Origin of the sequence: Bacillus sp. FSL H8-0516, from assembly GCF_038635285.1 — a bacterium.
GTDB classification, from domain to species: Bacteria; Bacillota; Bacilli; order Bacillales; family Bacillaceae; genus Bacillus; species Bacillus safensis.
Genome location: NZ_CP152051.1, coordinates 2,457,406 through 2,481,892, shown reverse-complemented (window position 1 = coordinate 2,481,892; position 24,487 = coordinate 2,457,406). Strand labels below are relative to the sequence as shown.

General features: G+C 42.6%; 26 protein-coding genes and 2 other annotated features. Of the genes, 23 read left to right on the top strand and 3 right to left on the bottom strand.

Annotated features, from left to right (window positions below; translation table 11 throughout):
• The 3 genes from hemL (at position 1) to ysxE (ending at position 3,840) form a co-directional block, all read left to right on the top strand.
• Positions 1-1,293 carry a glutamate-1-semialdehyde 2,1-aminomutase gene (gene hemL, locus MHB67_RS12585; RefSeq protein ID WP_039180405.1) on the top strand — a complete coding sequence of 431 codons (1,293 nt, stop codon included), beginning with the start codon at positions 1-3 and terminating at the stop codon, positions 1,291-1,293.
• Between the two features lie 134 nt (positions 1,294-1,427).
• Positions 1,428-2,771, top strand: coding sequence for a LysM peptidoglycan-binding domain-containing protein (locus tag MHB67_RS12580; RefSeq protein WP_342492545.1), 1,344 nt, complete (start codon positions 1,428-1,430; stop codon positions 2,769-2,771).
• A gap of 37 nt (positions 2,772-2,808) precedes the next feature.
• A complete protein-coding gene (gene ysxE, locus MHB67_RS12575) occupies positions 2,809-3,840 on the top strand; it encodes a spore coat protein YsxE (RefSeq protein WP_024423168.1) in 1,032 nt (343 codons plus the stop codon).
• A 51-nt stretch (positions 3,841-3,891) separates the two neighbouring features.
• On the opposite strand, the gene MHB67_RS12570 is transcribed toward ysxE, so the two are convergent.
• The gene (locus MHB67_RS12570) at positions 3,892-4,080 is read right to left on the bottom strand and encodes a hypothetical protein (RefSeq protein ID WP_003216497.1); all 189 of its coding nucleotides are present in this window, start codon (positions 4,078-4,080) and stop codon (positions 3,892-3,894) included.
• Between the two features lie 168 nt (positions 4,081-4,248).
• Positions 4,249-4,478 (top strand) — a binding site (T-box leader).
• Between the two features lie 59 nt (positions 4,479-4,537).
• On the opposite strand from MHB67_RS12570, the gene MHB67_RS12565 reads away from it, so the two are divergent.
• From MHB67_RS12565 to pheA, 20 genes are all read left to right on the top strand, one after another.
• Entirely contained in the window at positions 4,538-7,180 is a 2,643-nt protein-coding gene (locus MHB67_RS12565; RefSeq protein WP_103131879.1) for a valine--tRNA ligase, read from the top strand.
• Between the two features lie 65 nt (positions 7,181-7,245).
• The gene (locus MHB67_RS12560) at positions 7,246-8,550 is read left to right on the top strand and encodes a folylpolyglutamate synthase/dihydrofolate synthase family protein (protein ID WP_342492544.1); all 1,305 of its coding nucleotides are present in this window, start codon (positions 7,246-7,248) and stop codon (positions 8,548-8,550) included.
• A gap of 147 nt (positions 8,551-8,697) precedes the next feature.
• Positions 8,698-9,429: an A24 family peptidase gene (locus tag MHB67_RS12555; protein WP_122631809.1), complete on the top strand. Its 732-nt coding sequence runs from the start codon at positions 8,698-8,700 to the stop codon at positions 9,427-9,429.
• A gap of 157 nt (positions 9,430-9,586) precedes the next feature.
• A complete protein-coding gene (locus MHB67_RS12550; RefSeq protein ID WP_342492543.1) occupies positions 9,587-10,603 on the top strand; it encodes an SPOR domain-containing protein in 1,017 nt (338 codons plus the stop codon).
• A 177-nt stretch (positions 10,604-10,780) separates the two neighbouring features.
• Complete coding sequence (locus MHB67_RS12545; RefSeq protein WP_342492542.1) at positions 10,781-11,350, top strand: Maf family protein; 570 nt, start codon at positions 10,781-10,783, stop codon at positions 11,348-11,350.
• Positions 11,351-11,397: 47 nt separating this feature from the next.
• Positions 11,398-12,072, top strand: a complete 675-nt coding sequence (gene radC / locus MHB67_RS12540) for a DNA repair protein RadC (protein ID WP_029706175.1) — start codon at positions 11,398-11,400, stop codon at positions 12,070-12,072.
• A gap of 89 nt (positions 12,073-12,161) precedes the next feature.
• Entirely contained in the window at positions 12,162-13,181 is a 1,020-nt protein-coding gene (locus MHB67_RS12535) for a rod shape-determining protein (RefSeq protein ID WP_007501538.1), read from the top strand.
• A gap of 27 nt (positions 13,182-13,208) precedes the next feature.
• Positions 13,209-14,108, top strand: a complete 900-nt coding sequence (gene mreC / locus MHB67_RS12530; RefSeq protein WP_024423163.1) for a rod shape-determining protein MreC — start codon at positions 13,209-13,211, stop codon at positions 14,106-14,108.
• The gene (mreD, locus tag MHB67_RS12525) at positions 14,105-14,623 is read left to right on the top strand and encodes a rod shape-determining protein MreD (protein ID WP_024423162.1); all 519 of its coding nucleotides are present in this window, start codon (positions 14,105-14,107) and stop codon (positions 14,621-14,623) included. Before mreC ends, mreD begins: the two co-directional genes overlap by 4 nt.
• A gap of 54 nt (positions 14,624-14,677) precedes the next feature.
• Positions 14,678-15,361, top strand: coding sequence for a septum site-determining protein MinC (gene minC, locus MHB67_RS12520; protein WP_247721575.1), 684 nt, complete (start codon positions 14,678-14,680; stop codon positions 15,359-15,361).
• 2 nt (positions 15,362-15,363) lie between these two features.
• The gene (gene minD, locus MHB67_RS12515; protein WP_017358134.1) at positions 15,364-16,167 is read left to right on the top strand and encodes a septum site-determining protein MinD; all 804 of its coding nucleotides are present in this window, start codon (positions 15,364-15,366) and stop codon (positions 16,165-16,167) included.
• Positions 16,168-16,386: 219 nt separating this feature from the next.
• Complete coding sequence (locus MHB67_RS12510) at positions 16,387-17,178, top strand: M23 family metallopeptidase (RefSeq protein ID WP_073206525.1); 792 nt, start codon at positions 16,387-16,389, stop codon at positions 17,176-17,178.
• Positions 17,171-18,040, top strand: a complete 870-nt coding sequence (locus tag MHB67_RS12505) for a M50 family metallopeptidase (RefSeq protein WP_024423159.1) — start codon at positions 17,171-17,173, stop codon at positions 18,038-18,040. The genes MHB67_RS12510 and MHB67_RS12505 overlap by 8 nt, the downstream gene beginning before the upstream one ends.
• Positions 18,041-18,106: 66 nt before the next feature.
• Positions 18,107-18,179: a sequence feature (ribosomal protein L21 leader region), on the top strand.
• A 12-nt stretch (positions 18,180-18,191) separates the two neighbouring features.
• On the top strand, positions 18,192-18,500 hold the full coding sequence (gene rplU / locus MHB67_RS12500; RefSeq protein WP_003216781.1) for a 50S ribosomal protein L21: 309 nt from the start codon (positions 18,192-18,194) through the stop codon (positions 18,498-18,500).
• A gap of 14 nt (positions 18,501-18,514) precedes the next feature.
• Positions 18,515-18,853: a ribosomal-processing cysteine protease Prp gene (locus tag MHB67_RS12495; RefSeq protein WP_034279847.1), complete on the top strand. Its 339-nt coding sequence runs from the start codon at positions 18,515-18,517 to the stop codon at positions 18,851-18,853.
• 12 nt (positions 18,854-18,865) lie between these two features.
• A complete protein-coding gene (gene rpmA / locus MHB67_RS12490; RefSeq protein WP_003216586.1) occupies positions 18,866-19,150 on the top strand; it encodes a 50S ribosomal protein L27 in 285 nt (94 codons plus the stop codon).
• 257 nt (positions 19,151-19,407) lie between these two features.
• Complete coding sequence (locus tag MHB67_RS12485) at positions 19,408-20,001, top strand: sporulation initiation phosphotransferase B (RefSeq protein WP_024423157.1); 594 nt, start codon at positions 19,408-19,410, stop codon at positions 19,999-20,001.
• Between the two features lie 21 nt (positions 20,002-20,022).
• Entirely contained in the window at positions 20,023-21,309 is a 1,287-nt protein-coding gene (gene obgE / locus MHB67_RS12480) for a GTPase ObgE (RefSeq protein WP_122631812.1), read from the top strand.
• A 55-nt stretch (positions 21,310-21,364) separates the two neighbouring features.
• Positions 21,365-21,808, top strand: coding sequence for an ACT domain-containing protein (locus MHB67_RS12475; protein WP_008342790.1), 444 nt, complete (start codon positions 21,365-21,367; stop codon positions 21,806-21,808).
• A gap of 18 nt (positions 21,809-21,826) precedes the next feature.
• Positions 21,827-22,705 (top strand): prephenate dehydratase, encoded by an 879-nt coding sequence (gene pheA / locus MHB67_RS12470; RefSeq protein WP_122631813.1) that lies wholly within the window; start codon positions 21,827-21,829, stop codon positions 22,703-22,705.
• A gap of 24 nt (positions 22,706-22,729) precedes the next feature.
• Here the strand turns inward: pheA and MHB67_RS12465 are convergent, their stop codons facing one another.
• Together MHB67_RS12465 and MHB67_RS12460 are read right to left on the bottom strand one after the other, a co-directional pair.
• Positions 22,730-23,272, bottom strand: a complete 543-nt coding sequence (locus tag MHB67_RS12465) for a transcription repressor NadR (protein WP_041086449.1) — start codon at positions 23,270-23,272, stop codon at positions 22,730-22,732.
• 3 nt (positions 23,273-23,275) lie between these two features.
• Positions 23,276-24,427 (bottom strand): IscS subfamily cysteine desulfurase, encoded by a 1,152-nt coding sequence (locus tag MHB67_RS12460; RefSeq protein ID WP_269780187.1) that lies wholly within the window; start codon positions 24,425-24,427, stop codon positions 23,276-23,278.
• Positions 24,428-24,487 lie beyond the last annotated feature (60 nt).

Here is a 24,487-nt window from a genome sequence, read left to right as displayed (position 1 = left end):
ATGGGACGTAGCTATGAAAAATCAAAGCAAGCATTTGAAGAAGCACAGCATTTAATGCCTGGTGGTGTCAACAGCCCTGTGCGTGCATTTAAATCAGTCAACACAGACCCAATTTTTATGGAACGAGGCAAAGGCGCCAAGATCTATGATATTGATGGAAATGAATACATCGATTATGTCTTATCATGGGGACCGCTTATTTTAGGACATACGAATGACCGTGTCGTTGAAAGCATTCAGCGAGTAGCGGAAAATGGGACAAGCTTCGGTGCTTCTACGTTAGTTGAAAATGAATTAGCTAAACTTGTATCAGAACGGGTTCCTTCCATCGAAGTTATTCGCATGGTCAGCTCTGGTACAGAGGCGACGATGAGTGCACTTCGTCTAGCTCGTGGTTTTACGGGCAGAAATAAAATTGTGAAATTTGAAGGCTGCTATCATGGCCACGGTGATTCTTTGCTCATTAAAGCGGGTTCTGGAGTAGCAACGCTTGGACTGCCTGATAGTCCTGGTGTTCCTGAAGGGACTGCAAGTAACACAATCACAGTGCCGTACAATGATTTAGAAAGTATTCAAGTTGCTTTTCAAGAATTCGGAGATGATATCGCTGGTGTTATTGTAGAGCCGGTCGCAGGAAATATGGGGGTTGTCCCTCCGCAAGAAGGTTTCTTGCAAGGACTAAGAGACATCACGGAGCAATACGGATCATTGCTTATTTTTGATGAGGTCATGACAGGCTTCCGTGTGGATTATCACTGCGCGCAAGGCTATTTTGGCATCACACCTGATCTGACGTGCCTTGGTAAAGTCATTGGCGGCGGTCTTCCGGTCGGTGCTTATGGCGGAAGAGCGGATATTATGAGACAAATTGCGCCAAGCGGTCCAATATATCAAGCAGGAACGTTATCTGGTAACCCTCTTGCGATGACAGCAGGCTTAGAAACCCTAAAACAGCTGACACCTGAGTCTTATGAAGAGTTTAAACGAAAAGGTGACCGTTTAGAAGAAGGTATTTCGAAAGCGGCGAAAGCATACGGAATTCCATTAACGTTTAACCGTGCGGGTTCCATGATCGGATTCTTCTTTACAAATGAAGAAGTGATCAATTATGACAAAGCGAAAACAGCTGATCTTGCTTTATTCGCTGAATTTTACAAAGAAATGGCCGATCACGGCATCTTCCTCCCGCCTTCTCAATTTGAAGGACTATTCCTGTCAACAGCTCATACAGATGAAGACATCGAATATACGATTGAGACAGTGGAAAAGGTTTTTCAAAAACTACGTCGATAAAACAAAAGCCGATATGGAGACATATCGGCTTTTTGCATTGGAGAAAACCAATCATATTTTCACTTCCTCCCACATACAACTGTATTGACATCTAATTTTATTTTTTAAGGATTAGATGAAAGGAGGACACCGACTTGTCTCAAAACAATCGATTACAGTTTTCGGTAGAAGAATCCATTTATTTCAAAAGCGGACAGGAAGTCAGTGAGCTGCTGTCAATTTCTCTCGACCCTGACATTCTCGTTCAAGAAGTGAATGATTATGTTTCTATTAGAGGTTCACTCGAGCTAACAGGAGAATACAACATAAATCAAGAGGAGCTATTGGGTGAATTGAGTTCCTTTCCAACATACAGGGAAGCAGATGAGGTAAAGGTCAGAGAAGACGGAACGGCGGAGCTTCTGCATCAATTTCCAGTCGATATCACCATTCCGAAGAACAAAATTAGTCATTTAAATGATGTGTTTGTGTTTATTGATGCGTTTGATTACCAGCTGACAGAGAATCGTTTGCTTACCATTCAGGCTGATTTAGCCATTGAGGGCTTATTAAACGAGGAAACGCCTCCGGCGCCTGTAGAGGAGCCGTATGAATTTGTCCATCGTTCTGAAGTGGATTATGGCGATATGGCCTACGATTATCAGTTGCAGCCGGAACATGAAGAACAAGAAGAGCTGCAAGGCGAAGAACGTGAGCATGATGAGGATCAGCCTGTATTCCAACATGACACGCGCGCGGAGCAAGAGGAACAGGAAGTGCAGGAAGTACAAGAAGATGAAGAAGAAATTGAGATAGAATTGGTGAACAGGGAAGTAGAGGAAGCGTCCGACGAACCTGAAGAATTAGAAGAACCTGAAGAGCCAGAACAACCAGAACAGCCGGAACAGCCGAATCATCAAGAAGAAGCTGTGGCGCTTGGTTATCGATCCATCCCTGAAGCTCAGGTGCAGGAACCGCCATTTTTTGAACCGCCAAAGCTATTAGAAGAAGTGGAGCGGGAAGAGCCATTCTTTGAAGTGGAAGTAAGAAAGGATCCGGAAGCTGCTGAAGAGCAGGAAGAAACGGTACAGTCGTATCCGACTTTTGAATCACCTGCTGATCAAGTGGAGCATGAGCATGAGGCGCACGATGATGAATATCAGCTCGGGCGGTTATATGAACGGGAAACACCTAAAATATATGAGTCAGCTCAAGAAGAAGAGGAGCTTGAAGAAGAGGAGCTTGAAGAAGACGTGAGAGAAACGTCCGGCAGTGAGAATTCTCTTTATTTAACAAAGCTGTTCGCTAAGCAGGAGGAGGAAGATTTTTCCCGCATGAAAATATGTATAGTTCAGCAAGAAGATACGGTCGATCGTATTTGTGAGAGATATCAGTTGAATGTGCAACAGCTTCTTCGCACAAACTCATTATCGATTGATGCGGAGCTTGAGGAAGGGCAGATTCTTTATATTCCTGAATATCAAAAAAGCAATGCATAGCAAGCGATGACTGACCGAGAAAATGTGGTGAGTGAACGTGGATGAAATCCAATCTGTCTTATACGAATACGGACTTGAGGCTGAATATATTGAACCTGTCAGTCCTGCTGTCATTAAGGTATATACAAAGCAGGGTGTATTTGCTCTAAAGCGAGTAAAAGCCAGCCGGCATATGCAATTTACAGAACAAATGCTTGAACTGGAATCAAAGGGCTATCGCTCCTTTGTGCCGATTTATCGGACGACGAGCGGTTCCTTTTTCTCAAGTCATCGGGAAAGCCAGTATGCATACTATCTGATGCCGTGGCTGACGAATGAAAAGAGAGAAGAGCAGGACGATAAGCACGAATATTTATTTCAAGAGATTGCAAGACTTCATAAGCGGACTGAAGTCATGATGGATATCACTGAACAAGAGATAGAAGCACATTACACACAAATCAAGACCAAATGGGAAACAGAGAAAGACATGTATGAACGATTCATAGAGCGGGCAGAACAAACGTGGTATATGTCGCCATTTGAGCTGGCCGCTGCTATGTATTTTTCAGAGGCGATGTCTGCCAGTGAATTTGCGCTTGAACGTTTAGAAGATTGGCATGAAGAAATGAAAGACAAAGAGACAACGCGTGTTGTGCTAAATCATGGGCAGCTATCGATCCATCACTTTTTGTATAATGATGTAGGGACAGGACATTTCACCAATTTCGAGCGGTCTAAAAAAGCCTCCCCCATTTATGATCTTTTGACCTTTTACTTTCGGACTTTCAAAACCTATCCTACGTCTTGTCCTGAATGCACTTCTTTGTTTTATACGTATCAAAAAGGAAACCCTCTTCGGGAGGAAGAACTGCATTTGTTCCTAAGCTACCTCGCTTATCCGCAAGGGCTGTTTGATACAGTAAAAGCCTATGGAGCAGGCGGGCAGGATGAAATGGAAAGCTGCCAGCAGCTGTTAAGAGCGTATTGGCAGATGAAAAATTCTGAGCCGACGGTCATGAAAATTCACGAGATTGAGCAGGCTAGACGGCTTGAAGAAGAACAAAGTGCCTCGTCATCGGCGGAATGACGAGGTTATGCTGCGTTGGCTTTATATCGGCAGGTACATAATGATGAGTTTTTAAAACCAATCAAGATGAAAGGCACAGGCGAGAAAAATAAGAATACCTAGAATGAGGACGTCAAATGTCGTAGGGAAAATGATCGTACGAAATCCTTGAAATATAGCAATCGGGAGAACGACTTGGGAAGCAACTGCCCGAATTTGTCTCAGCCAGGGGGGAAGTGTGTAAGGATTGATCTTCTTCAAATCAAACGCCCTCCTTCTTCATTTTGTTATTATCATATGGGCAAAAGGGCGAAGGGTGCCTGCCCAATTTGTATAAAGAAGAAGAAAAGCGGAAAAGATGATTGACGAAAACAAAAGGCATTTAGTAATATTAATAAAAGATGAGTATGTGCTGATGAACGTGATATATCGTAAGCGTGGATCAGGAAGAGTACGAGCAAGACCCTAAAGAGAGGGAAGCCAAGAGCTGAAAGGTTTCCTAGGATGTACTTGTTTGGAAGGTCGCCTGTGAGCTTAATTTCTTGAATGAACAAGTAGAGAAATTCGGGAGAACCCCGTTATCCTTTAGAGTGTATGGGACACGTGTATGTGTCTCGTGAAAAAAGGTGGTACCGCGAAAAAGCTTTTTCGTCCTTTTATAAGGATGGAAAGGCTTTTTTTATGTTTCATCAGCCGAAAAAATGTGGAGGTTACACAAATGGAAACAAATAATCAAGAAATGCCAACAAAATACGATCCAAATGCGATTGAAAAAGACCGCTATACGTACTGGCTTGAAGGGAAATTCTTCGAAGCACAAAATGACAAAACGAAAGATCCATATACAGTCGTCATTCCTCCACCAAACGTGACAGGAAAACTGCACCTTGGGCATGCATGGGATTCTACACTACAAGACATCGTGACACGTATGAAACGGATGCAGGGCTATGACGTTCTTTGGCTTCCAGGTATGGACCATGCCGGTATTGCGACTCAAGCAAAAGTCGAGGCAAAGCTTCGCGAAGAAGGCGTAAGCCGGTATGACCTTGGCCGGGAGAAATTTGTGGAAGAAACGTGGAAGTGGAAAGAAGAATATGCAGATTTTATTCGCAGCCAGTGGGCGAAAATGGGACTTGGCCTCGATTACTCCCGTGAACGTTTTACTTTAGATGAAGGTCTGAATAAAGCCGTTCGCCAAGTGTTTGTTCAATTGTATGAAAAAGGGCTTATTTATCGCGGAGAGTACATCATTAACTGGGATCCAGCAACGAAAACGGCACTTTCTGATATTGAAGTGATTTATAAGGATGTTCAAGGTGCGTTTTATCACTTGAGATATCCGCTTTCAGATGGAACAGGTTCAATTGAAATTGCGACAACAAGACCTGAAACTATGCTGGGGGATACAGCCGTAGCCGTACACCCTGATGACGAACGCTATCAGCATTTGATTGGAAAAACAGTGGTTTTACCAATTACAGGCCGTGAAATCCCAATCGTCGGTGATGACTATGTCGATATGGAGTTTGGTTCAGGTGCTGTGAAAATTACACCTGCTCATGATCCGAATGACTTTGAGCTTGGAAACCGCCATGGGCTTGAGCGTATTCTTGTCATGAATGAAGATGGCACAATGAATGCGAATGCCCTGAAATACAAAGGAATGGACCGTTTCGAATGCCGCAAACAGCTTGTGAAGGATTTACAAGAGGAAGGCATTTTGTTCAAAATTGAAGACCACATGCATTCAGTTGGTCATAGTGAGCGAAGTGGAGCTGTCGTTGAACCGTATTTATCGACACAATGGTTTGTGAAAATGCAGCCGCTGGCAGACGAAGCCATTCATCTGCAAAAAGGGGACGACCAAGTTCAATTTGTTCCAGACCGATTTGAAAAGACATATTTACATTGGATGGAAAATATCCGTGACTGGTGTATTTCTCGTCAGCTATGGTGGGGACACCGCATTCCGGCTTGGTATCATAAAGAAACGAAAGAAGTATACGTTGGACTTGAAGCACCAGAAGATATTGAGAACTGGGAACAGGATAACGATGTACTTGATACATGGTTTAGTTCAGCGCTGTGGCCGTTTTCTACAATGGGCTGGCCAGATGCAGACAGTGAAGACTTCAAGCGCTACTACCCAACCAATCTGCTTGTAACAGGCTATGACATCATTTTCTTCTGGGTATCCCGCATGATCTTCCAAGGTCTTGAATTCACAGGAGAAAAACCGTTTAAAGATGTCCTCATTCATGGGCTCATCCGCGACGAACAAGGACGTAAAATGAGTAAGTCGCTTGGCAACGGAATTGATCCAATGGAGGTCATCGACAAATACGGTGCGGATTCATTAAGATATTTCTTAGCGACTGGAAGCTCACCAGGCCAGGATCTTCGTTTTAGCTTTGAAAAGGTTGAATCCACTTGGAACTTTGCGAACAAAATTTGGAACGCATCCCGTTTTGCTTTAATGAATATGGATGGTTTAACGTATGATGAGCTTGATTTATCAGGAGAAAAATCAGTTGCTGATCAATGGATTTTAACACGCTTAAATGAAACAATTGAAAGTGTCACACAGCTTGCTGACAAGTATGAATTCGGTGAAGTGGGCAGACATTTATACAACTTCATTTGGGATGATTTCTGTGATTGGTACATTGAAATGGCGAAGCTTCCGCTTTATGGTGAAGACGAAGCAGCAAAGAAAACGACTCGTTCGATCCTTGCGTATGTATTAGATCAAACAATGAGACTTTTACATCCGTTTATGCCGTTCTTAACAGAAGAAATCTGGCAGCATCTACCGCATGAAGGTGAGTCTATTACTGTAGCGGCATGGCCTGAAGTGAAGCCGGAGCTTTCCAACGAACAAGCTTCTGCTGATATGAAGCTGCTTGTTGAACTCATTCGTTCTGTTCGTAACATTCGCAGTGAAGTGAACACGCCAATGAGCAAACAAGTTGAGCTTTACATTAAAGCATCTACGTCTGATGTTCAGGAACGTTTAGAGAAAAATCGTTCATATATTGAGCGATTCACGAACCCAAGTGTTCTTGAAATTGGCACAGATGTCCCAGCTAGTGATAAAGCGATGACGGCTGTCATTTCTGGAGCAGAACTCATTCTGCCGCTTGAAGGCTTAATCAACTTAGATGAAGAAATTGCTCGTCTGCAAAAAGAGCTTGATAAACTGACAAAAGAAGTGGAACGAGTTCAGAAAAAGCTTGGCAATGAAGGCTTTATGAAAAAAGCGCCTGAAAGTGTCGTAGAAGAAGAGCGTGCGAAAGAACGTGATTATGTCGCAAAACGCGAAGCTGTTCAAAAGCGTATTGAAGAGCTGAAAGCATAAGAGTGAAAAGACGGCTCCTAATGAAATGGAGTCGTCTTTTTTGAAAATTTCGTATGAAATGAGAGATGACATTGTTTACAACCTACCATGAAGCGATTGAGTGGATTCACAGCAGACTGGCCTTTGGCGTAAAACCGGGTCTTGAACGAATGAAATGGCTGATGAACAGACTAGGAAATCCGGAACAAAGCATAAAAGCAGTACATGTTGCAGGTACAAATGGCAAAGGATCAACCATTGCGTTTACACGTTCTGTTTTACAGGAAGCTGGCTATTCAGTCGGAACCTTCACCTCTCCGTTTATACTAACGTTCAATGAAAGAATCAGCGTGAACGGAGCGCCTATAGAGGATGAAGAATGGCTGAGTTTGGTGAATGAAATCAAGCCTCTTGTTGATGAATTAGATCAAACAGAGCTTGGCGCAGCAACAGAATTTGAAATCATTACAGCATGTGCATTTGCTTATTTTGCTCATGTGCACCAAGTAGACTTTGTCCTCTTGGAAACAGGGCTTGGCGGAAGGCTTGATTCTACAAATATTGCTGTGCCAATCTTAACAGCGATTACGTCGATTGGTCATGATCATATGGCCATTTTAGGTGACACACTTGAACAGATTGCAGCTGAAAAAGCGGGTATTATCAAAGAGGGTATTCCAATGATTACGGCAGTCCACCAGCCAGAAGCTCTTGCTGTCATTCAAAACACAGCAAAAGAAAAGAATGCCGAATATATTTCCTTACAAGATACTTGCAGCTTTGATGAGCAGCAGCCGACAGAAACAGGTGAACGTTTCACGTTACGCACATCAAAAAGGCAGTATTCTCAGCTTGAAACAGGATTAATTGGAACGCATCAAAGGCAAAATGCTTCCCTTGCTGTTTTACTCATTGAATGGCTGGAGCAAGAAGGCTATATTAGCGTGACAAAAGAGCAAATATATGAAGGTATTCGGCAGGCAGTTTGGGCTGGGAGGTTTGAAAAGGTCAAAGATCATCCTCCAGTGTATTTAGACGGCGCACATAATGAAGAAGGGATCGACCGTTTAATTGAAACCGTACAAGCTCATTTTTCTAGTAAAGAGGTGCATATATGTTTTAGTGCTTTAAAAGATAAGCCGTACAAGCAAATGATTCAAAAGCTTGAAGCTGTAAGTTCTTCTATCCATTTTGTTTCATTTGATTTTCCAAGAGCCGAATCAGCTGAAAAGCTTTATGTATGCAGTCAGTTAGACGCAAAGTCGTATGATGATGACCCTCGTACAGTGCTTGAGTTCATTCAGAAAAAAAATGATGATCCTTCAGCGGTGATTCTTGTGACTGGCTCTCTTTATTTTATTTCAGATATAAGAAATCGTATGATCGGATAACAAAAAAACGCAAATGGCTTCAATGCCTCTTGCGTTTTTTTCTTTTGATACGCAGAAGGGAAGTAAAATCATATTTTTGCTATGTGCACAATGAATACGGTCATGGTAAAATCCGGTCTATCTTATTCTCGGAAGGGGTCACGATATATGATAGGCATTTTTGTGTTTCTTGCGGGCGTCACCATGGGGTCATTCTTTCATCTAGTCGGTGAAAGGCTGCCACTGAAGCGGTCTATTCTTTTTCCTCGTTCTCACTGCACAGCCTGTAAACAGCCGCTTTCCTTGCGCGAGATGATTCCGCTAGTTTCGTATGCATTATTGAGGGGAACTTGTAAACATTGCGGCACTCGGCTGCCAATGCTATCTCCACTGATTGAGCTGCTGTCAGGCAGTCTTTTTTTGCTCATGTATAGAATCGCTGGTATTTCGTTTGAAGGTCTTTTTCTTGTGATTCTTTGTAGTTTATTTGTGATTGCTGTCGTGAGCGATCTCCTTTATATGAGGGTGCCAAACGAGCTGTTTCTCTTCTTTTTCCCTCTTTTCGTCATATACCGCACGCTTGAACCTCTTCTTATTTGGTGGGAAGGAGCGGCTTCGCTTCTTTTTTGCTTTCTCTTGTTTTATAGTTTAGATCGTTTCAAGCCAAATAGCATGGGTGGAGCTGATATGAAGCTGTTCGGTGTGCTTGCATTTTGCTTTGGCTTAAAGCCATTCCTTCTCATTCTTTTTCTCTCGTGTATCGCTGGAATCGTCTATGCGAAGGTTTTTTCTTTTCGATTAGATGAGCCATTTCCCTTTGTTCCTGCGATCTCTTTTTCTTTTTGGCTGTATCTCTATGGCGCTCATGTCATGCTCCCGTTGGCCGGGTCGATCGGTTGAAAAAATTGGCGAACACTTTTTTTCCGTGCCGACAAAAGTCTTGTTCTTTTTTTTATCCGCTATGTTAAAGTGTGAAACAGAAAGAAGGACGGGTTACATTCGCGCTGATTCATTGGACAAAAAGGTCTTTCTTACAAACAATGTCAGAAAGCGGGGAATGACAGTGAAAAAAAGGCAGGCAAAAAAACAAGGGTTAAAAGTCAATATTAATGGCAAAGAAGAAATGCTTCATGAAGATGACCACCAGCCGCCAAAACAGCAAGAGGATGATCAAGTGACGTTTTCGAATTGGGAGGAAAAAAGGCAGTCAGAACAGGAGACAGCTGCTTCCGAGGAAGAACCGGCTAAACCGAAAGAAGAAGACTTCCAGTGGGATGACGCAGCTGATCATATTTATCATTCTGACCCAAAGGTCGTCACACCTTATCAAAAGAAAAAAGGCTCCTTTGACCAGAAGTTCGGTAAAAACCGCGGCCCGTTTAAGAGAGTGATGACAACGATTGTGTTTGCAGTGGTTCTTGGGACAGGCCTTGGTGTGTTTGCACTTAGCTTAAGTCAAGATGGTACTCAGAATCCATCAGGGGGAGATATCAGCGTTTCAGCGTCCGGAAATCAATCATCAATGAAAGCGGGCGGGGATGCGCCGCCAGCAGATACTGCTGATGAATCAAAAGAGAATAAAGATGAAAAAAGCGCCTCTGGCAGTTTTTCAACATATGTCGTACAGGCTGGAAAGTTTTCCTCTGAGAAAGGAGCAGATGAATTAGTTGGTAGTTTAAAAGAAGCAGGATATGCGGGAAAAAAGGTCTCAATGGATGATGGCTATTATGTCATTGCTGGGCTTGCGACAGAACAGGGCATGACAAGTGCTGTTGGGAAGAAGCTGATTGATCAGCACTTTGAGGCGTGGGGAGGCAAGGAACTCTCATTTCAAGTACCGGAGGAGCTGACTAGTTTAATAGAAAAGGCATCTGTTTTATCCTCTAAGGTCATTGCAGGGGATGATGTGGATCAAAAGGACGTTACGCAGCTGATCTCTGAGCTTGAAAGTGCCAAAACAATGGACGCTCCAGCTAAAAGCAGTTTGCTGAAAGCGGTGCAGCTGTTAAATGAACCTACTGCTGAAAACGGGTGGAAATCTCAGCAGGCACTGCTTGATCAATTAAATACGTAAAATCATATTTTAAGAAACCAAACTAGTCAAAAAATGACTAGTTTTTTTCTTTTGCATCCAACATAATGATGAAGGAACATGAAAAATGAATTTTCGTAAATTGTCGGTAAGATATACATTTGATAGGATAAATGGGTATCTTACTTCTTAGGCTAAACCCTGAAAGGATGAACAAACATGAACCAATTGATTCTCGCATCTCAATCACCTAGAAGAAAAGAATTGCTTGATTTAGCAGGGTTTTCTTATGACATTCAAGCAAGTGATTTAAAAGAAGAAATAAATCGAAACTTTTCTCCTGCAGAGAACGTCCAATGGTTGGCAGAACAAAAAGCAAGTGATATTCAAATATTATATCCCGAAGCTGTGATTATTGGTGCAGATACGATTGTTGCAATTGACGGCAAATGTCTTGGGAAACCAAAAGACAAGGAAGAAGCGGCCTCAATGCTTCAATTATTGTCAGGAAAGACACATCAAGTCTTGACGGGTGTCACGATTCAGTCAGAGAATAGAAAAGAAACATTTTATGAACAGACAGAAGTGACGTTTTGGACACTTACGCAAAATGAAATAGAACGCTATATCGAAACGGGAGAACCGCTTGATAAAGCGGGAAGCTATGGCATTCAAGGAAAAGGCGCACTGTTTGTTCAAAAAATAGATGGTGATTATTTTTCCGTTGTAGGTCTCCCTATTGCCAAAACAGTTAGAGTGCTCGAAACATTTGGAATCACCCCTTTTTGATGACAGGAAGGAATCTAAAAGGAGTGGGCATCATGAACGATTTCCCTATGTTGCTAAAGCATTTTCCTCAAGATGAAAAGCCGAGAGAACGATTGATCAAATATGGTCCCGGCAGTCTGTCAAACCATGAACTTGTTGCGATTCTTTTAAGGACAGGCACAAAAAAGGAATCAGTTCTTCAAATTTCTGCAAGACTTCTGCAAACATTTGGCGGTCTTCGCACTATAAGAGAAGCCTCAATTGAAGAAATGTCGAAGATTCGAGGAGTTGGAAAGGCGAAGGCTGTCTCTCTTTTAGCTGCTTTAGAACTCGGCACTAGATTACACCATCAAACGACGGACAACCGCTATGTGATCCGCACACCAGAGGATGGGGCAAACTTTGTGATGGAAGATATGAGGTTTTTACAACAGGAAAATTTCGTTTGTCTTTATCTCAATACTAAAAATCAAGTCCTTCATAAACATACCGTGTTTATTGGAAGTTTGAACTCATCCATCGTTCACCCGCGTGAAATTTTCAAAGAGGCCTTTAAACGGTCCGCTGCTTCATTTATATGTGTGCACAACCATCCATCTGGAGATCCGACGCCGAGCAGGGAAGATATTGAAGTCACACAGCGACTTTTTGAATGTGGAAAGCTGATTGGAATACAGCTGCTTGATCATCTTGTCATAGGTGATCAAAAATTTGTGAGTTTGAAGGAAAAAGGGTATTTGTAACACTTTTTTTTTCAATGTTTTACGATATAATAGAGTTTATGAGTTTTTCCCTAAGGGAATTTTGGTTTAAGAAAGGAAGATACATACATATGTTTGGAATTGGTACAAAAGACCTTGGAATAGATCTTGGCACAGCGAATACGCTTGTTTTTATTAAAGGAAAAGGCATTGTTGTAAGAGAACCTTCGGTCGTAGCCTTGGAAACTGATACGAAGTCTATAGTGGCAGTCGGAAATGATGCTAGAAACATGATTGGCCGTACACCTGGTAATGTTGTGGCACTACGCCCAATGAAAGACGGTGTCATTGCAGATTACGAGACGACAGCAACAATGATGAAATATTACATTAATCAAGCATTAAAAGGCAAAGGGCTTTTTGCTCGTAAACCTTACGTCATGGTATGTGTACCATCTGGTATTACAGCTGTAGAAGAGCGTGCAGTCATTGATGCAACAAGACAAGCTGGTGCACGTGACGCATACCCGATTGAAGAACCATTTGCTGCGGCAATCGGTGCTAACCTTCCTGTATGGGAACCAACAGGAAGTATGGTTGTGGATATTGGCGGCGGTACAACAGAAGTAGCGATTATTTCTCTTGGCGGCATTGTGACATCACAATCAATCCGCGTGGCAGGAGATGAGATGGATGATGCGATCAGCAGCTACATCCGTAAAACGTATAACTTAATGATCGGTGATCGTACATCAGAAGCGATTAAAATGGAAATCGGTTCTGCGCAGCCTGACGTACATGATGAGATGGACATTCGTGGACGTGACCTTTTAACAGGTCTGCCAAAAACAATCTCTATTACGGCAGAAGAGATTGCAAAAGCGCTTCGCGATACGGTGGAAACAATTGTCGATGCAGTGAAAATGACTCTTGAAAAAACCCCGCCTGAGCTCGCAGCAGATATTATGGACCGCGGAATTGTTTTAACAGGAGGCGGTGCACTGTTGCGTAATCTTGACAAAGTCATTAGCGATGAAACGAAAATGCCAGTCATTATTGCAGAAGACCCGCTTGACTGTGTGGCAATCGGGACAGGGAAAGCACTAGAACATATTCATTTGTTCAAAGGAAAATCAAAAGATAATCGATAATCGGGCGTAATTAAAGAGGTGTAAGACATGCCGCAGTTTTTTATGAATAAAAGATTAATGTTGCTCCTTGTCTGTGTCATCGTACTGGTGGCCATGATTGGTTTTTCAGTGAAAAGCGGCAGAGGTGCTTCATGGCCGGAAAAATTAGTGGGGGATACGACAGGCTTTTTTCAAGGTGTCTTTCATAAACCATCACAATTTATTGCCGGTATTTATGGGAACGTACAAGATTTAAAGAACACATATGATGAAAACGAGCGTCTTCGAAAAAAACTTGATGGACAAACTCAATATGAGGCGAAACTTCAAGAACTAGAAGATGAGAACAAAAAGCTTCGCAAACAGCTTGGCTATGTGAACTCTATTCGTGACTACACGCCAATTCTATCAACTGTTATCGCAAGAAACCCTTCTCTTTGGGATAGCTTTGTGATGATTGATAAAGGGAAAAAACAAGGCGTGGAAAAAGATATGGCAGTCACTAATGAGAGTGGCGCATTAATTGGGAAGATTGAAAGTGATAAGCTCAACAATTTTACTTCGACTGTAAGATTGCTAAGCTCTACTGACCAAAATAATAGAATTTCAACGAAAATTTTTGCGAAAAAGGGCAAAGAAGAACTCAATGGAATCATTAACGGTTATGACAGCAAGAAAAAAATGCTGACTATGAATATTCTGAAATCCGATGCAGATGGGGATGTCAAAAAAGGAGATCTTGTTGAAACATCTGGAGCAGGGGGCGTATTCCCGCAAGGCTTAACGATTGGTAAGGTAAGTGAAATCGAGCCAGACCATTACGGCCTGACAAAGATCATTTACGTAGAACCAGCGGCTGAACTCAACAATTTAGACCGCGTGATTGTGGTGAATCGCAGCACAAGTACAGCAGATGCATCTGAATTGACGAAGGAGGAAGGCTCGTGAAACGTGTCCTTCTTGCTTTCGTCATGTTGTTTATCTTCGTATTTGACAGCATTTTTGTTGATTTAGTGAAGCTCCCATTTGTTTCAGAGAATCAAATTTTAGCTCCTCATTTCATTTTACTCGCACTTGTATTTATGACTGCTTTTGTGAATCAAAAATATGGTGTGATTTACGGATTTATCTTTGGACTTTTATATGATATTTCATATACAGGCATACTTGGTGTTCATATGTTTGGCTTTGGGGCGCTTTGCTATTTGTTAGCAAAAGCCTTTAAAGTTCTGCAAACGAATATGTTAGTCGTTGTCTTTCTGTCGATTATTGCTGTTTCCGTGATGGAGTTTTATGTATACGGCGTTCAAGCGACAATTCAACCAGGGATTATGCCGTTTAATACGTATGTCATCGAACGCTTTATTCCAACGATTCTTTTAAATACTGCTGCGTCTCTCATACTTGTTGTGCCGTTTAGGCTCTTTTTCACCCACGTGAAACAAGGACTGATCGACGAATAAAAGCAGGAGTTTGTCCAATTACGGCGAAATGAGTATGTTGTTGAGGTGAGCATCTTGAAAACTCAAAAACAGCAATATGTGATGATAAAAGGTACAAAAAACGGATTAACATTACAGTTGAATGATGACTGTTCGTTTGATGACCTTCTTTCCGGCTTGCGAGAGGTTCTATTACTTGAGCAATATACAGATGGAAGAGAAGGACATAAGGTCAATGTGCATATTAAGCTTGGTTTTCGGTATTTAACAGAGGATCAGGAGACGCGTTTGACTGAAGCGGTGTCTGAAAATGAACATCTCGTCATCCACTCCATTGAAAGTGACGTCATGTCAACTGAAGAGGCGAGACGATTAAAAGCAGAGGCTGAAATTACTTCTGTAGCAAAAATTGTACGCTCTGGACAGGTGCTGCATGTCGAAGGAGATCTTTTATTAATAGGAGATGTCAATCCTGGCGGAACGATTCGCGCAGGAGGAAATATTTTTGTGCTTGGCGCATTAAAAGGTGTGGCGCATGCTGGATGTAATGGCAACAAACAGGCTGTTATTGCGGCATCTCATATGATTCCAACACAGCTTCGCATCGCACAAGTTTTTAACCGTGCACCAGACCAAAAAGAAGATGGAAATGAAATGGAATGTGCTTATTTAGATATAGATGGCAATATGATCATTGAACGCCTGCAGCAATTGGCTCATATAAGACCTAATCTGACAAGGCTTGAGGGAGGAATGTGAAATTGGGCGAGGCTATTGTGATTACCTCAGGAAAAGGCGGCGTTGGCAAAACAACAACATCTGCAAACTTAGGCACAGCACTAGCAATTCAAGGGAAAAAAGTGTGTCTAGTTGATACCGATATCGGCCTTCGGAATCTGGATGTCGTGATGGGGCTAGAAAACCGCATTATTTATGATCTAGTCGATGTAGTAGAAGGAAGATGCAAAATTCATCAAGCGCTTGTAAAAGATAAGCGTTTCGAGGATCTTTTGTATCTTTTACCTGCTGCTCAAACAAGTGATAAAACGGCTGTAGAGCCGGAACAGATCAAAGAATTAATTCAATCATTGAAACAAGACTTTGATTATGTTGTCATTGACTGCCCTGCTGGAATTGAGCAAGGCTTTAAAAATGCTGTATCCGGTGCAGACAAGGCCATTGTCGTGACGACGCCTGAAATCTCAGCTGTAAGAGATGCGGACCGAATCATCGGTTTGTTAGAACAAGAAGATATCGAACCGCCTCGTTTGATTGTCAATCGTATTCGTACACACATGGCGAAAAATGGCGATTCAATGGATGTAGATGAAGTGGTACATCATTTATCAATTGATCTACTTGGCATCGTAGCAGATGATGATGATGTGATTAAGGCTTCAAACAATGGTGAACCGATTGTTATGGATGCTAAAAACAAAGTATCGATTGCCTATCGCAATATTGCCCGCCGCGTACTAGGCGAATCTGTTCCGCTTCAATCTTTTGAAGAAGAAAACAAGGGAATGTTTGCAAAGCTGAAAGCATTTTTTGGTGTAAGAGCATAATCATTTAAGCGTGATAGAAAACCTTTGCAGTCTAGAAAAGGCGGCTACCTTTACGAAGCGAATTTGACAGTCGTGAGTACCGGAGCGCAGACCTGACACTGAATGCAAGGGTTTGTCTGCATGCTGAGACCGATTCGATGAGAATCGGTCTTTTTGTTGCATATCAGATGGGGTTGTCACATAAAATGTACAAACTGTTTGTATGTAAAGGGTGATCTCATGAAAAGAGTGGACGAGTACCGAAAGAAAATCGCGCAGCGCCGCAAAATGATGCAGCCAGCTGCTCCCCCTAAGAAGACGGCTTTCAAGAAAAAAGAAGATATCCCGCCATGGGTTATGCTGACAGAGGAAGAAAAGCATTCTGGCTCGACCTCCTATGAACCGGCGTCCCATCAGCCAAAGAAATACCGTCATCCCTTATTTAACCCGAATACCTTTGTGCTTAAATGCTTATTATCAGCGTCCCTTGTCTTGATTGCAGCCATTTCATTTAAAGGTCAGACAGGTCCGTTTCAGCAGCTGAAGCCAATGATTACTCAGACTTTTGAGCAAGATTTTCAATTTGCTGCTGCTAACCGCTGGTTTGAAAAAACAGTTGGACATCCGCTGGCTTTTTTAACAGAGAAAAAAAATGGCCAAAAGGACGTACAAGCGAATCAAGAACTCGCTGTTCCTGCCTCTGGTAAAGTGCAGGAATCCTTTACACAAAATGGAGCAGGTGTCAAAGTGGAGACATCCGCTGAAGCCATTGATAGTATGAAGGAAGGCTACGTGGTCGAGGTGAAAAAGCAAAGCGATACAGGGCTTACCGTTGTAGTGCAGCATGCAGATAACAGCTATAGCTGGTACGGTCAATTAAAGAAAGCCGATGTGGCCTTATACGATTTTGTCGATAAGGGTGAAAAAATTGGCCAGATTTCGCTTGATGATCAAGGGAAGGGCACGTATTACTTTGCCATTAAGCAAAATGAACAATTTATCGATCCTATTCAGGTGATGACCTTTGAATAGATGGCTGCTCATGCTGACGAAAATTCACATCCATCCGCTGCTGTGGATTGTGATGGCGTTTGCGATTCTGTCAGGTCAAATCAAGCCGCTGCTTTGTCTGCTTGTGATTGTTTGTGTCCATGAACTTGGACATGCAGCGGCTGCCTGCTATTATCATTGGCGCATTCGGCGGATTTTTTTACTGCCATTTGGCGGAACGGTGGAAGTAGAGGAACATGGGAACCGTCCGTTAAAAGAAGAGCTGGCGGTCATTTTGTGCGGGCCGCTTCAGCATGTACCGCTCCAGCTCATGGCATGGCTTTTCATGGAGGCTTCTCTTATCTCTCACGACGTCTTTACGATGTTTACCTTTTATAATATGGCGATTTTCCTTGTGAATCTTTTGCCCGTTTGGCCGCTTGATGGCGGAAAATTATTCTTTTTGCTCTTATCTGTTTTTTACCCTTTCCAACGTGCACATGCCCTAGCAATAAAAGGCTCACTTGTCTTTTTCGGTCTATTGACAGGAGGGTTACTTTTGTTTGCACCGCTGCAATTCAATGGCTGGGTGCTGCTTACTTTTTTAGCTTATTCACTCGTGATGGAGCATAGGCAGCGGCATTACGTCAGGGTTCGCTTTTTACTAGAACGGTATTACGGTAAAAAAGAGCAAAAGGTAGAAAAACTGATTCCGCTGAGAGCAAGTGCAGAGGAGAAAGTATACGAAGTGATGGCACGATTTCAAAGGGGCTGTAAGCATCCAATTATTATTGAAAGAGATGGCGTGAAGATGAGCCAGCTTGATGAAAATGAACTGCTCCATGCGTATTTTTCAGATCGCAGAACCACCTCCTCAATGGAAGAGCTTCTTTTACCGTACTAATGGTGAAAATACATTGACATTCTGCGTCTAGTTTGATATATTTTTTAATGTTATGGATATGTAGCACCCGTGCTACAACCGCGCGGAGCAGGTGTAAAGTGCCTATGGCCCCCTGTATTCGGCGAGTCTGAGTTTATTAGGAGGTGCAGAGATGTACGCAATTATCGAAACTGGTGGTAAACAAGTAAAAGTTGAAGAAGGTCAAACTGTTTATGTTGAAAAACTAGCTGCTGAAGCAGGTGAAACAGTAACTTTCGAAAACGTATTGTTTGTCGGCGGAGACACTGTCAAAGTGGGTAACCCTTCAGTTGCTGGAGCAACAGTAACGGCTAAAGTTGAAAAACAAGGTCGCGGTAAGAAAATTACTGTGTTCAAGTACAAACCGAAGAAAAACAACCACAAGAAACAAGGTCATCGTCAACCTTACACTAAAGTTGTTATCGAAAAAATCAACGCTTAAGGCGTGTGAGTGATATGATCAAAGCAACCATTACTCGGTCATCAGCAGATGAAAGCATTACGTCTTTTCAGATGACTGGACATGCCGAGTTTGCTGAAAAAGGTCAGGATCTCGTTTGTGCAGGTGTATCTGCTGTTGTTTTCGGCTCAGTCAATTCAATTATTGCACTGACAGGATTGGACCCACTGCTTGATATTGGTGAAGAAGGCGGCTACTTCTCTTTTGAACTGCCGGCTGATACAGATCCAGTATCCTTTGAAAAAGCCCAGCTGCTTTTAGAAGGCATGGTCGTTTCCTTAGAGACAATTGAACGAGATTATCACGATTATGTGAGAATATCAACAAAAAAATAGGAGGTGAACTTCATGCTTAGATTAGATCTTCAATTTTTCGCATCTAAAAAAGGGGTAGGTTCTACAAAGAACGGACGTGACTCTGAGTCTAAACGTTTAGGCGCTAAACGTGCTGATGGTCAATTCGTAACTGGTGGTTCTATCCTTTATCGTCAACGTGGAACGAAAATCTATCCAGGTGAAAACGTTGGACGCGGAGGCGACGACACTCTTTTCGCTAAAATCGACGGAACGGTTAAATTCGAACGTTTCGGTCGTGACCGTAAAAAAGTGAGCGTATATCCTGCGGCACAATAATTGCTAAAAACTCCGGTCATTGACTGGAGTTTTTTTCACTTTTTACAAGCAGTACCGAAGATGATAAAAGAAGATGCACTCCATAAATATCAAAGAACGTTTGCTGACTTTGCCTCATTTTCTCCTATACGATCAGAAAAAACAACCTTTCCTCACATAACTAGTGTTTTTCTATGCTGTCTTCTCTGTTATAATTCAGGGAGACATATTGATGATAAGACTCCTAAAAGAGAGACCAAACGATTGGGAGTGCGATAATGGAAGAGATACCAAGTAAAGAAAATGAAAAATTAACTCACGTTGCATTAACAAATGAATTGATCTATCTGCTCAGTCGTTCAAGACACGACTGGATGAATAAATTACAGCTGATCAAAGGCAACTTGACATTAGAAAAATATGACCGCGTGTTTGAAATTATAGAAGAAATGGTCATTGAAGCACAGCATGAATCCAAACTCTCAAATTTAAAAATTCCCCAATTGGCCTATTACTTTCTAACATTTAATTGGGAGTCGCATTTTATCACCTTAGAATATGAAGTGCTTGGTGAAACCCGAGACTTATCAGCATATGAATCGCAGCTGCTAACGGTATCACAGGAGTTGTTTTCGATATTCGATCAATCAGTTTGCCAAAAAACTGAAAATCATTTAACGGTCACTTTCCAAACAGATCATGAAGAAAATGATGTGATCTTATATTTTGATTTCAAAGGAAAATTAACAAGTTTGGATGCGTTAAATGCGTTTCATGACGCAAACTATCCATGTATGAGTATAACGCAATTTCATGTGACGCCTCATGAGTCCATGATTGAGCTTTGTTTGAGGCAAGAACGAGATATGTGATGCAGAGAAACGGAGGAAGTTATGTTTGTAGATCAGGTTAAAGTGTATGTTAAAGGCGGTGACGGCGGAAACGGTATGGTGGCGTTCCGTCGTGAAAAATATGTACCAAAGGGCGGCCCAGCAGGCGGCGACGGCGGAAATGGTGCAGATGTTGTATTTGAAGTAGACGAAGGACTTAGAACGTTAATGGACTTTCGTTATAAGCGCCATTTCAAGGCTGACCGCGGCGAGCACGGAATGAGTAAAAACCAGCATGGCCGAAATGCGGAAGAAATGATTGTCAAAGTTCCACCGGGTACGGTTGTGACAGATGCAGAGACGGAACAAGTACTAGCTGACTTGACAGAGCATGGGCAGCGGGCTGTCATTGCCAAAGGCGGACGTGGCGGACGTGGGAATTCACGCTTCGCAACACCAGCAAACCCTGCACCACAGCTGTCTGAAAACGGTGAGCCAGGTAAAGAACGTGACGTCATCTTAGAATTAAAAGTACTTGCAGATGTTGGACTTGTTGGTTTCCCAAGTGTCGGGAAGTCAACGCTGCTCTCGATTGTCTCTTCTGCGAAACCAAAAATTGCGGATTATCATTTTACAACGCTTGTACCGAACCTCGGGGTTGTTGAAACAGACGATAACCGAAGCTTTGTTATGGCGGATCTGCCAGGACTGATCGAAGGAGCGCACGAAGGCGTTGGCTTAGGTCATCAATTTTTACGTCATATTGAGCGTACACGTGTCATTGTCCATGTCATTGATATGTCTGGACTTGAAGGGCGTGACCCATACGAAGACTACGTGACGATTAATGAAGAGCTTGAGCAGTACAATATGAGATTGACAGAGCGTCCGCAAATCATTGTTGCGAACAAAATGGACATGCCAGATGCAGCTGACAATCTAGAGGCATTTAAAGAAAAATTAACGGATGATCATAAAGTGTTCCCGATTAGTGCGATCACAAGAGAAGGGCTTCGTGAGCTCTTATTTGAAATCGCCAATCAGCTTGAAACAACACCGGAATTCCCGCTCTATAATGAAGAGGAGCTGTCGGATAACCGCGTGATGTACAGGTTTGATGAAGGCGATGCACCATTTGAGATCTCTAGAGATCCTGATGGCACATTTGTCTTAACGGGTAAAGCACTTGAGCGTCTGTTTAAGATGACAGACTTCTCAAGAGATGAATCTGTTAAACGATTCTCTAGACAGCTGCGCGGAATGGGTGTCGATGATGCCTTGCGTGAGCGCGGTGCAAAAGATGGCGACATCATTCGTCTGCTTGAATTTGAATTCGAATTTATTGATTGATCAAAAGGAGGGTCCAGACCATGGGCTCTCCCGTTTTTAAAAGGGGAGAAAACAGGTGAAAGAAGAAACGTTCTATTTAGTAAGAGAGGATGTACTTCCAGATGCGATGCGAAAAACGCTTGAAGTCAAAAAGCTTCTCGATCGCAAAAAAGCGGATTCAGTTGCCGATGCTGTTCAAAAAGCGGATTTAAGCCGCAGTGCTTTTTATAAATACCGAGATGCTGTTTTTCCATTTTATACAATGGTAAAAGAGCAGATCATCACATTGTTTTTCCACCTTGAGGATCGGTCTGGGGCTTTATCAAGACTGCTTCAAATTGTGGCTGACTCTGGCTGTAATGTGTTATCCATTCACCAAACGATTCCGCTGCAAGGAAGAGCGAATGTCACCTTATCAATTAGTACAGCTGGTATGGCAGATGATATCAACACCGTCATGAATCAATTAAGAAAGCTTGAATTTGTCGAAAAAGTCGAAATTCTCGGTTCTGGGGCGTAAAAGGAGAGATCATAGCAGATGAAGCAATTAACTGTAGGTTATTTTGGACCAGAAGCAACATTTACTCATTTGGCCGTATGCTCTTGTTTTCCAAAAGATGCGGTGCAGCGTGCCTATGCAACGATTCCGCAATGTATGGATGCTGTGTCAAAAGGCGAAGTCGATTTGGCGGTCGTTCCACTTGAAAATGCCCTCGAAGGCTCTGTGAACTTAACGATTGATTATTTAATTCATGAAGAAGCGCTGTCCATTGTGGGGGAGATGACAGCACCAATTCGGCAGCATTTGCTTGTCCACCCATCAAGAGCGGAGAGCTGGGAGACGTTAGATGTCATTCAGTCGCATCCTCACGCGATTGCCCAGTGTCATCAATTTCTGAAAAAGCAGTACCCTCATATTCCTCATCGGCCAGTAGAATCAACAGGTTATGCAGCAAAATACATCAGTGAGCATCCAGATGAAGCTGTTGGGGCTATTGCCAATGAAATTGCCGCAAAAACGTATGGTTTGACGATTGCGAAAAAAGACATTCATGATTATCCGCACAACCATACACGCTTTGTGATTTTACATAAAGATCCTAACGCATCGTTCCCAATGAATTCTGGTTTCTCATCAAAGCCAAAAACGACCATTGTGGTCAGTCTGCCTAAGGATGACCAATCAGGCGCATTGCACCGCGTGCTGTCTGCTTTTTCTTGGCGGAATCTCAACTTGTCAAAAATTGAATCCCGTCCGACAAAAACAGGTCTTGGACATTATTTATTTATTATTGACATCGAAAAAGAAATGGATGATGTCCTAGTCCCTGGTGCGATTCAAGAATTAGAAGCGGTTGGCTGTGAGGTCAAGCTGCTCGGCAGCTATCAAACATATGAATTAACGAATGAAAAATAGTGTCCCGTGCAGGACACTATTTTTTTAGTCTTTTATTAAAAACCCAGCATCATCCAGCGCTTGAATGGCTTGGTCAAGCTGCTTTTGGCTGTAAGAAGTGAGAGTATGCAGATGCACGCCGTCTGTTAGTTCTGACAAGTAGGACGCGCCGGTGTTAGAAATATGATGGACAAAATCAGCGACTTGTTTCCGTGTGCTGACGCGAATGGAGGCCGTTAGTTCACCATAAACAGGGTGCTCAATGATCACATCTTTCACCGTCACTCCAAAGTCTACAATCAAGGTCAGTTCCTCTTCTGTACGAGCAGGATCATGCTTGCAGGCGATGATTTGTTCAATTTCTCTTTCTGGCGCATGCTGCGCTGCCATATACACATAGCCTTGGCTTGTGGCAATAATGGGTTCATTTTTTGCTTTTAATAATGAAATATCTTGTACAATGACTTGTCGAGAGACAGCCGCTTTTTTAGCTAAAAAGCTTCCAGTAAGCGGTGTGTCTGTTTCTTTCAGCCACTCTAAAATGGCGGTTCTTCTTTCTTCGCCAATGAGTTTCCTCTCTTGCTCCACGTCCTAAGCTCCCTTCTTCTCCTTTTGCAAATGCTCAAATGTATGCAAAAGCTGATCGATGTCATCTTTTGATGACTGCCATCCAAATGATAGTCGAATAAATTGAAGGGCATCACGATCTGATACACGCAATGCCTTCACAGCAGGGGAAGGATGGTGATAACCAGAAGCACATGCGCTTCCAGTTGATAGACAAATCCCATGCCGGTTACATGCTAACATTACATATTGTCCTTCAAACCCTTCAAAAAAACAACCAATAATATGAGGCAGCGTACGGCGATTGTCATTGTCCTGAAGTGTACGAACTGGCAGCTGTCTGATTTTTAACTGCTGAAGAAAATAATCACGCAGCTGTTCATCTAATTTTTGCTGTTCATCCAGCCTAAGCATTGCTTGTTCACTTGCAGCAGCAAAAGCACCGATACACGGGACGTTTACTGTCCCTGGACGTAAGCCATTTTCCTGAACTGCTCCTGTATATAAAGGTTTCCAAGGAACATGAGCGCCCATATAAACGGCACCAGCGCCTTTAGGAGCATACACTTTATGACTTGAGATGGACACGGCATCGACTCCAAGTTCTTTGATGGACACACGTACCTTTCCAAATGTTTGCACAGCATCTGTATGAAAAAGAATGTTCCTTTCTTTTAAAAGAGGTGCTAATTCAGCAAGCGGCTGGATAATCCCTGTTTCTGAATTAGCATGCTGAATAGATACGAGCCCTGTTTCAGGCAATATTGCTTTTTTGAGAATGTCCTCTGTTATGATTCCATCCTGATTCGGTTCAATGATCGTGACTTTTACGCCAAGACGCTCTAAGCTGCTAACTGCATGATGAACCGAAGGGTGCTCGACTGAAGTTGTGATGACATGCTGTTGATGTGCTGGTAGTCCATGGATGATCGATTGAATCGCAAGGAGATTGGATTCAGTTCCACCGCTTGTAAAGTAGATCCCATCTGGTTCACCCTCGATCATGGCAGCGAGTGATTGTCTGCTGTAAGTCAATATGTCATTTGCTTTTCCCCCAGCATCATGAAGACTGCTTGCATTTCCGTAGAAATTTTTACTCAGCTGCTCAAAAACATGCAGTGCTTCTTCTGAAACAGGTGTAGAAGCTGCGTAATCTAAATAAACCAACCTATCCATCTCCCGTGTGAAAATTTTTTCTTGTATTTATTTTAGTGTTGTGTAATGATATGTGTCAAG

Excerpts from the sequence above, each read along its gene's own strand:
- hemL (WP_039180405.1), top strand. The coding sequence starts at position 1 with ATGGGACGTAGCTATGAAAAATCAAAGCAAGCATTTGAAGAAGCACAG.
- MHB67_RS12565 (WP_103131879.1), top strand. The coding sequence starts at position 4,538 with ATGGAAACAAATAATCAAGAAATGCCAACAAAATACGATCCAAATGCG.
- MHB67_RS12560 (WP_342492544.1), top strand. The coding sequence starts at position 7,246 with ATGACATTGTTTACAACCTACCATGAAGCGATTGAGTGGATTCACAGC.
- MHB67_RS12555 (WP_122631809.1), top strand. The coding sequence starts at position 8,698 with ATGATAGGCATTTTTGTGTTTCTTGCGGGCGTCACCATGGGGTCATTC.
- MHB67_RS12550 (WP_342492543.1), top strand. The coding sequence starts at position 9,587 with ATGACAGTGAAAAAAAGGCAGGCAAAAAAACAAGGGTTAAAAGTCAAT.
- MHB67_RS12545 (WP_342492542.1), top strand. The coding sequence starts at position 10,781 with ATGAACCAATTGATTCTCGCATCTCAATCACCTAGAAGAAAAGAATTG.
- radC (WP_029706175.1), top strand. The coding sequence starts at position 11,398 with ATGTTGCTAAAGCATTTTCCTCAAGATGAAAAGCCGAGAGAACGATTG.
- MHB67_RS12535 (WP_007501538.1), top strand. The coding sequence starts at position 12,162 with ATGTTTGGAATTGGTACAAAAGACCTTGGAATAGATCTTGGCACAGCG.
- mreC (WP_024423163.1), top strand. The coding sequence starts at position 13,209 with ATGCCGCAGTTTTTTATGAATAAAAGATTAATGTTGCTCCTTGTCTGT.
- MHB67_RS12510 (WP_073206525.1), top strand. The coding sequence starts at position 16,387 with ATGAAAAGAGTGGACGAGTACCGAAAGAAAATCGCGCAGCGCCGCAAA.
- rplU (WP_003216781.1), top strand. The coding sequence starts at position 18,192 with ATGTACGCAATTATCGAAACTGGTGGTAAACAAGTAAAAGTTGAAGAA.
- MHB67_RS12495 (WP_034279847.1), top strand. The coding sequence starts at position 18,515 with ATGATCAAAGCAACCATTACTCGGTCATCAGCAGATGAAAGCATTACG.
- rpmA (WP_003216586.1), top strand. The coding sequence starts at position 18,866 with ATGCTTAGATTAGATCTTCAATTTTTCGCATCTAAAAAAGGGGTAGGT.
- MHB67_RS12485 (WP_024423157.1), top strand. The coding sequence starts at position 19,408 with ATGGAAGAGATACCAAGTAAAGAAAATGAAAAATTAACTCACGTTGCA.
- obgE (WP_122631812.1), top strand. The coding sequence starts at position 20,023 with ATGTTTGTAGATCAGGTTAAAGTGTATGTTAAAGGCGGTGACGGCGGA.
- pheA (WP_122631813.1), top strand. The coding sequence starts at position 21,827 with ATGAAGCAATTAACTGTAGGTTATTTTGGACCAGAAGCAACATTTACT.
- MHB67_RS12460 (WP_269780187.1), bottom strand. The coding sequence starts at position 24,427 with ATGGATAGGTTGGTTTATTTAGATTACGCAGCTTCTACACCTGTTTCA.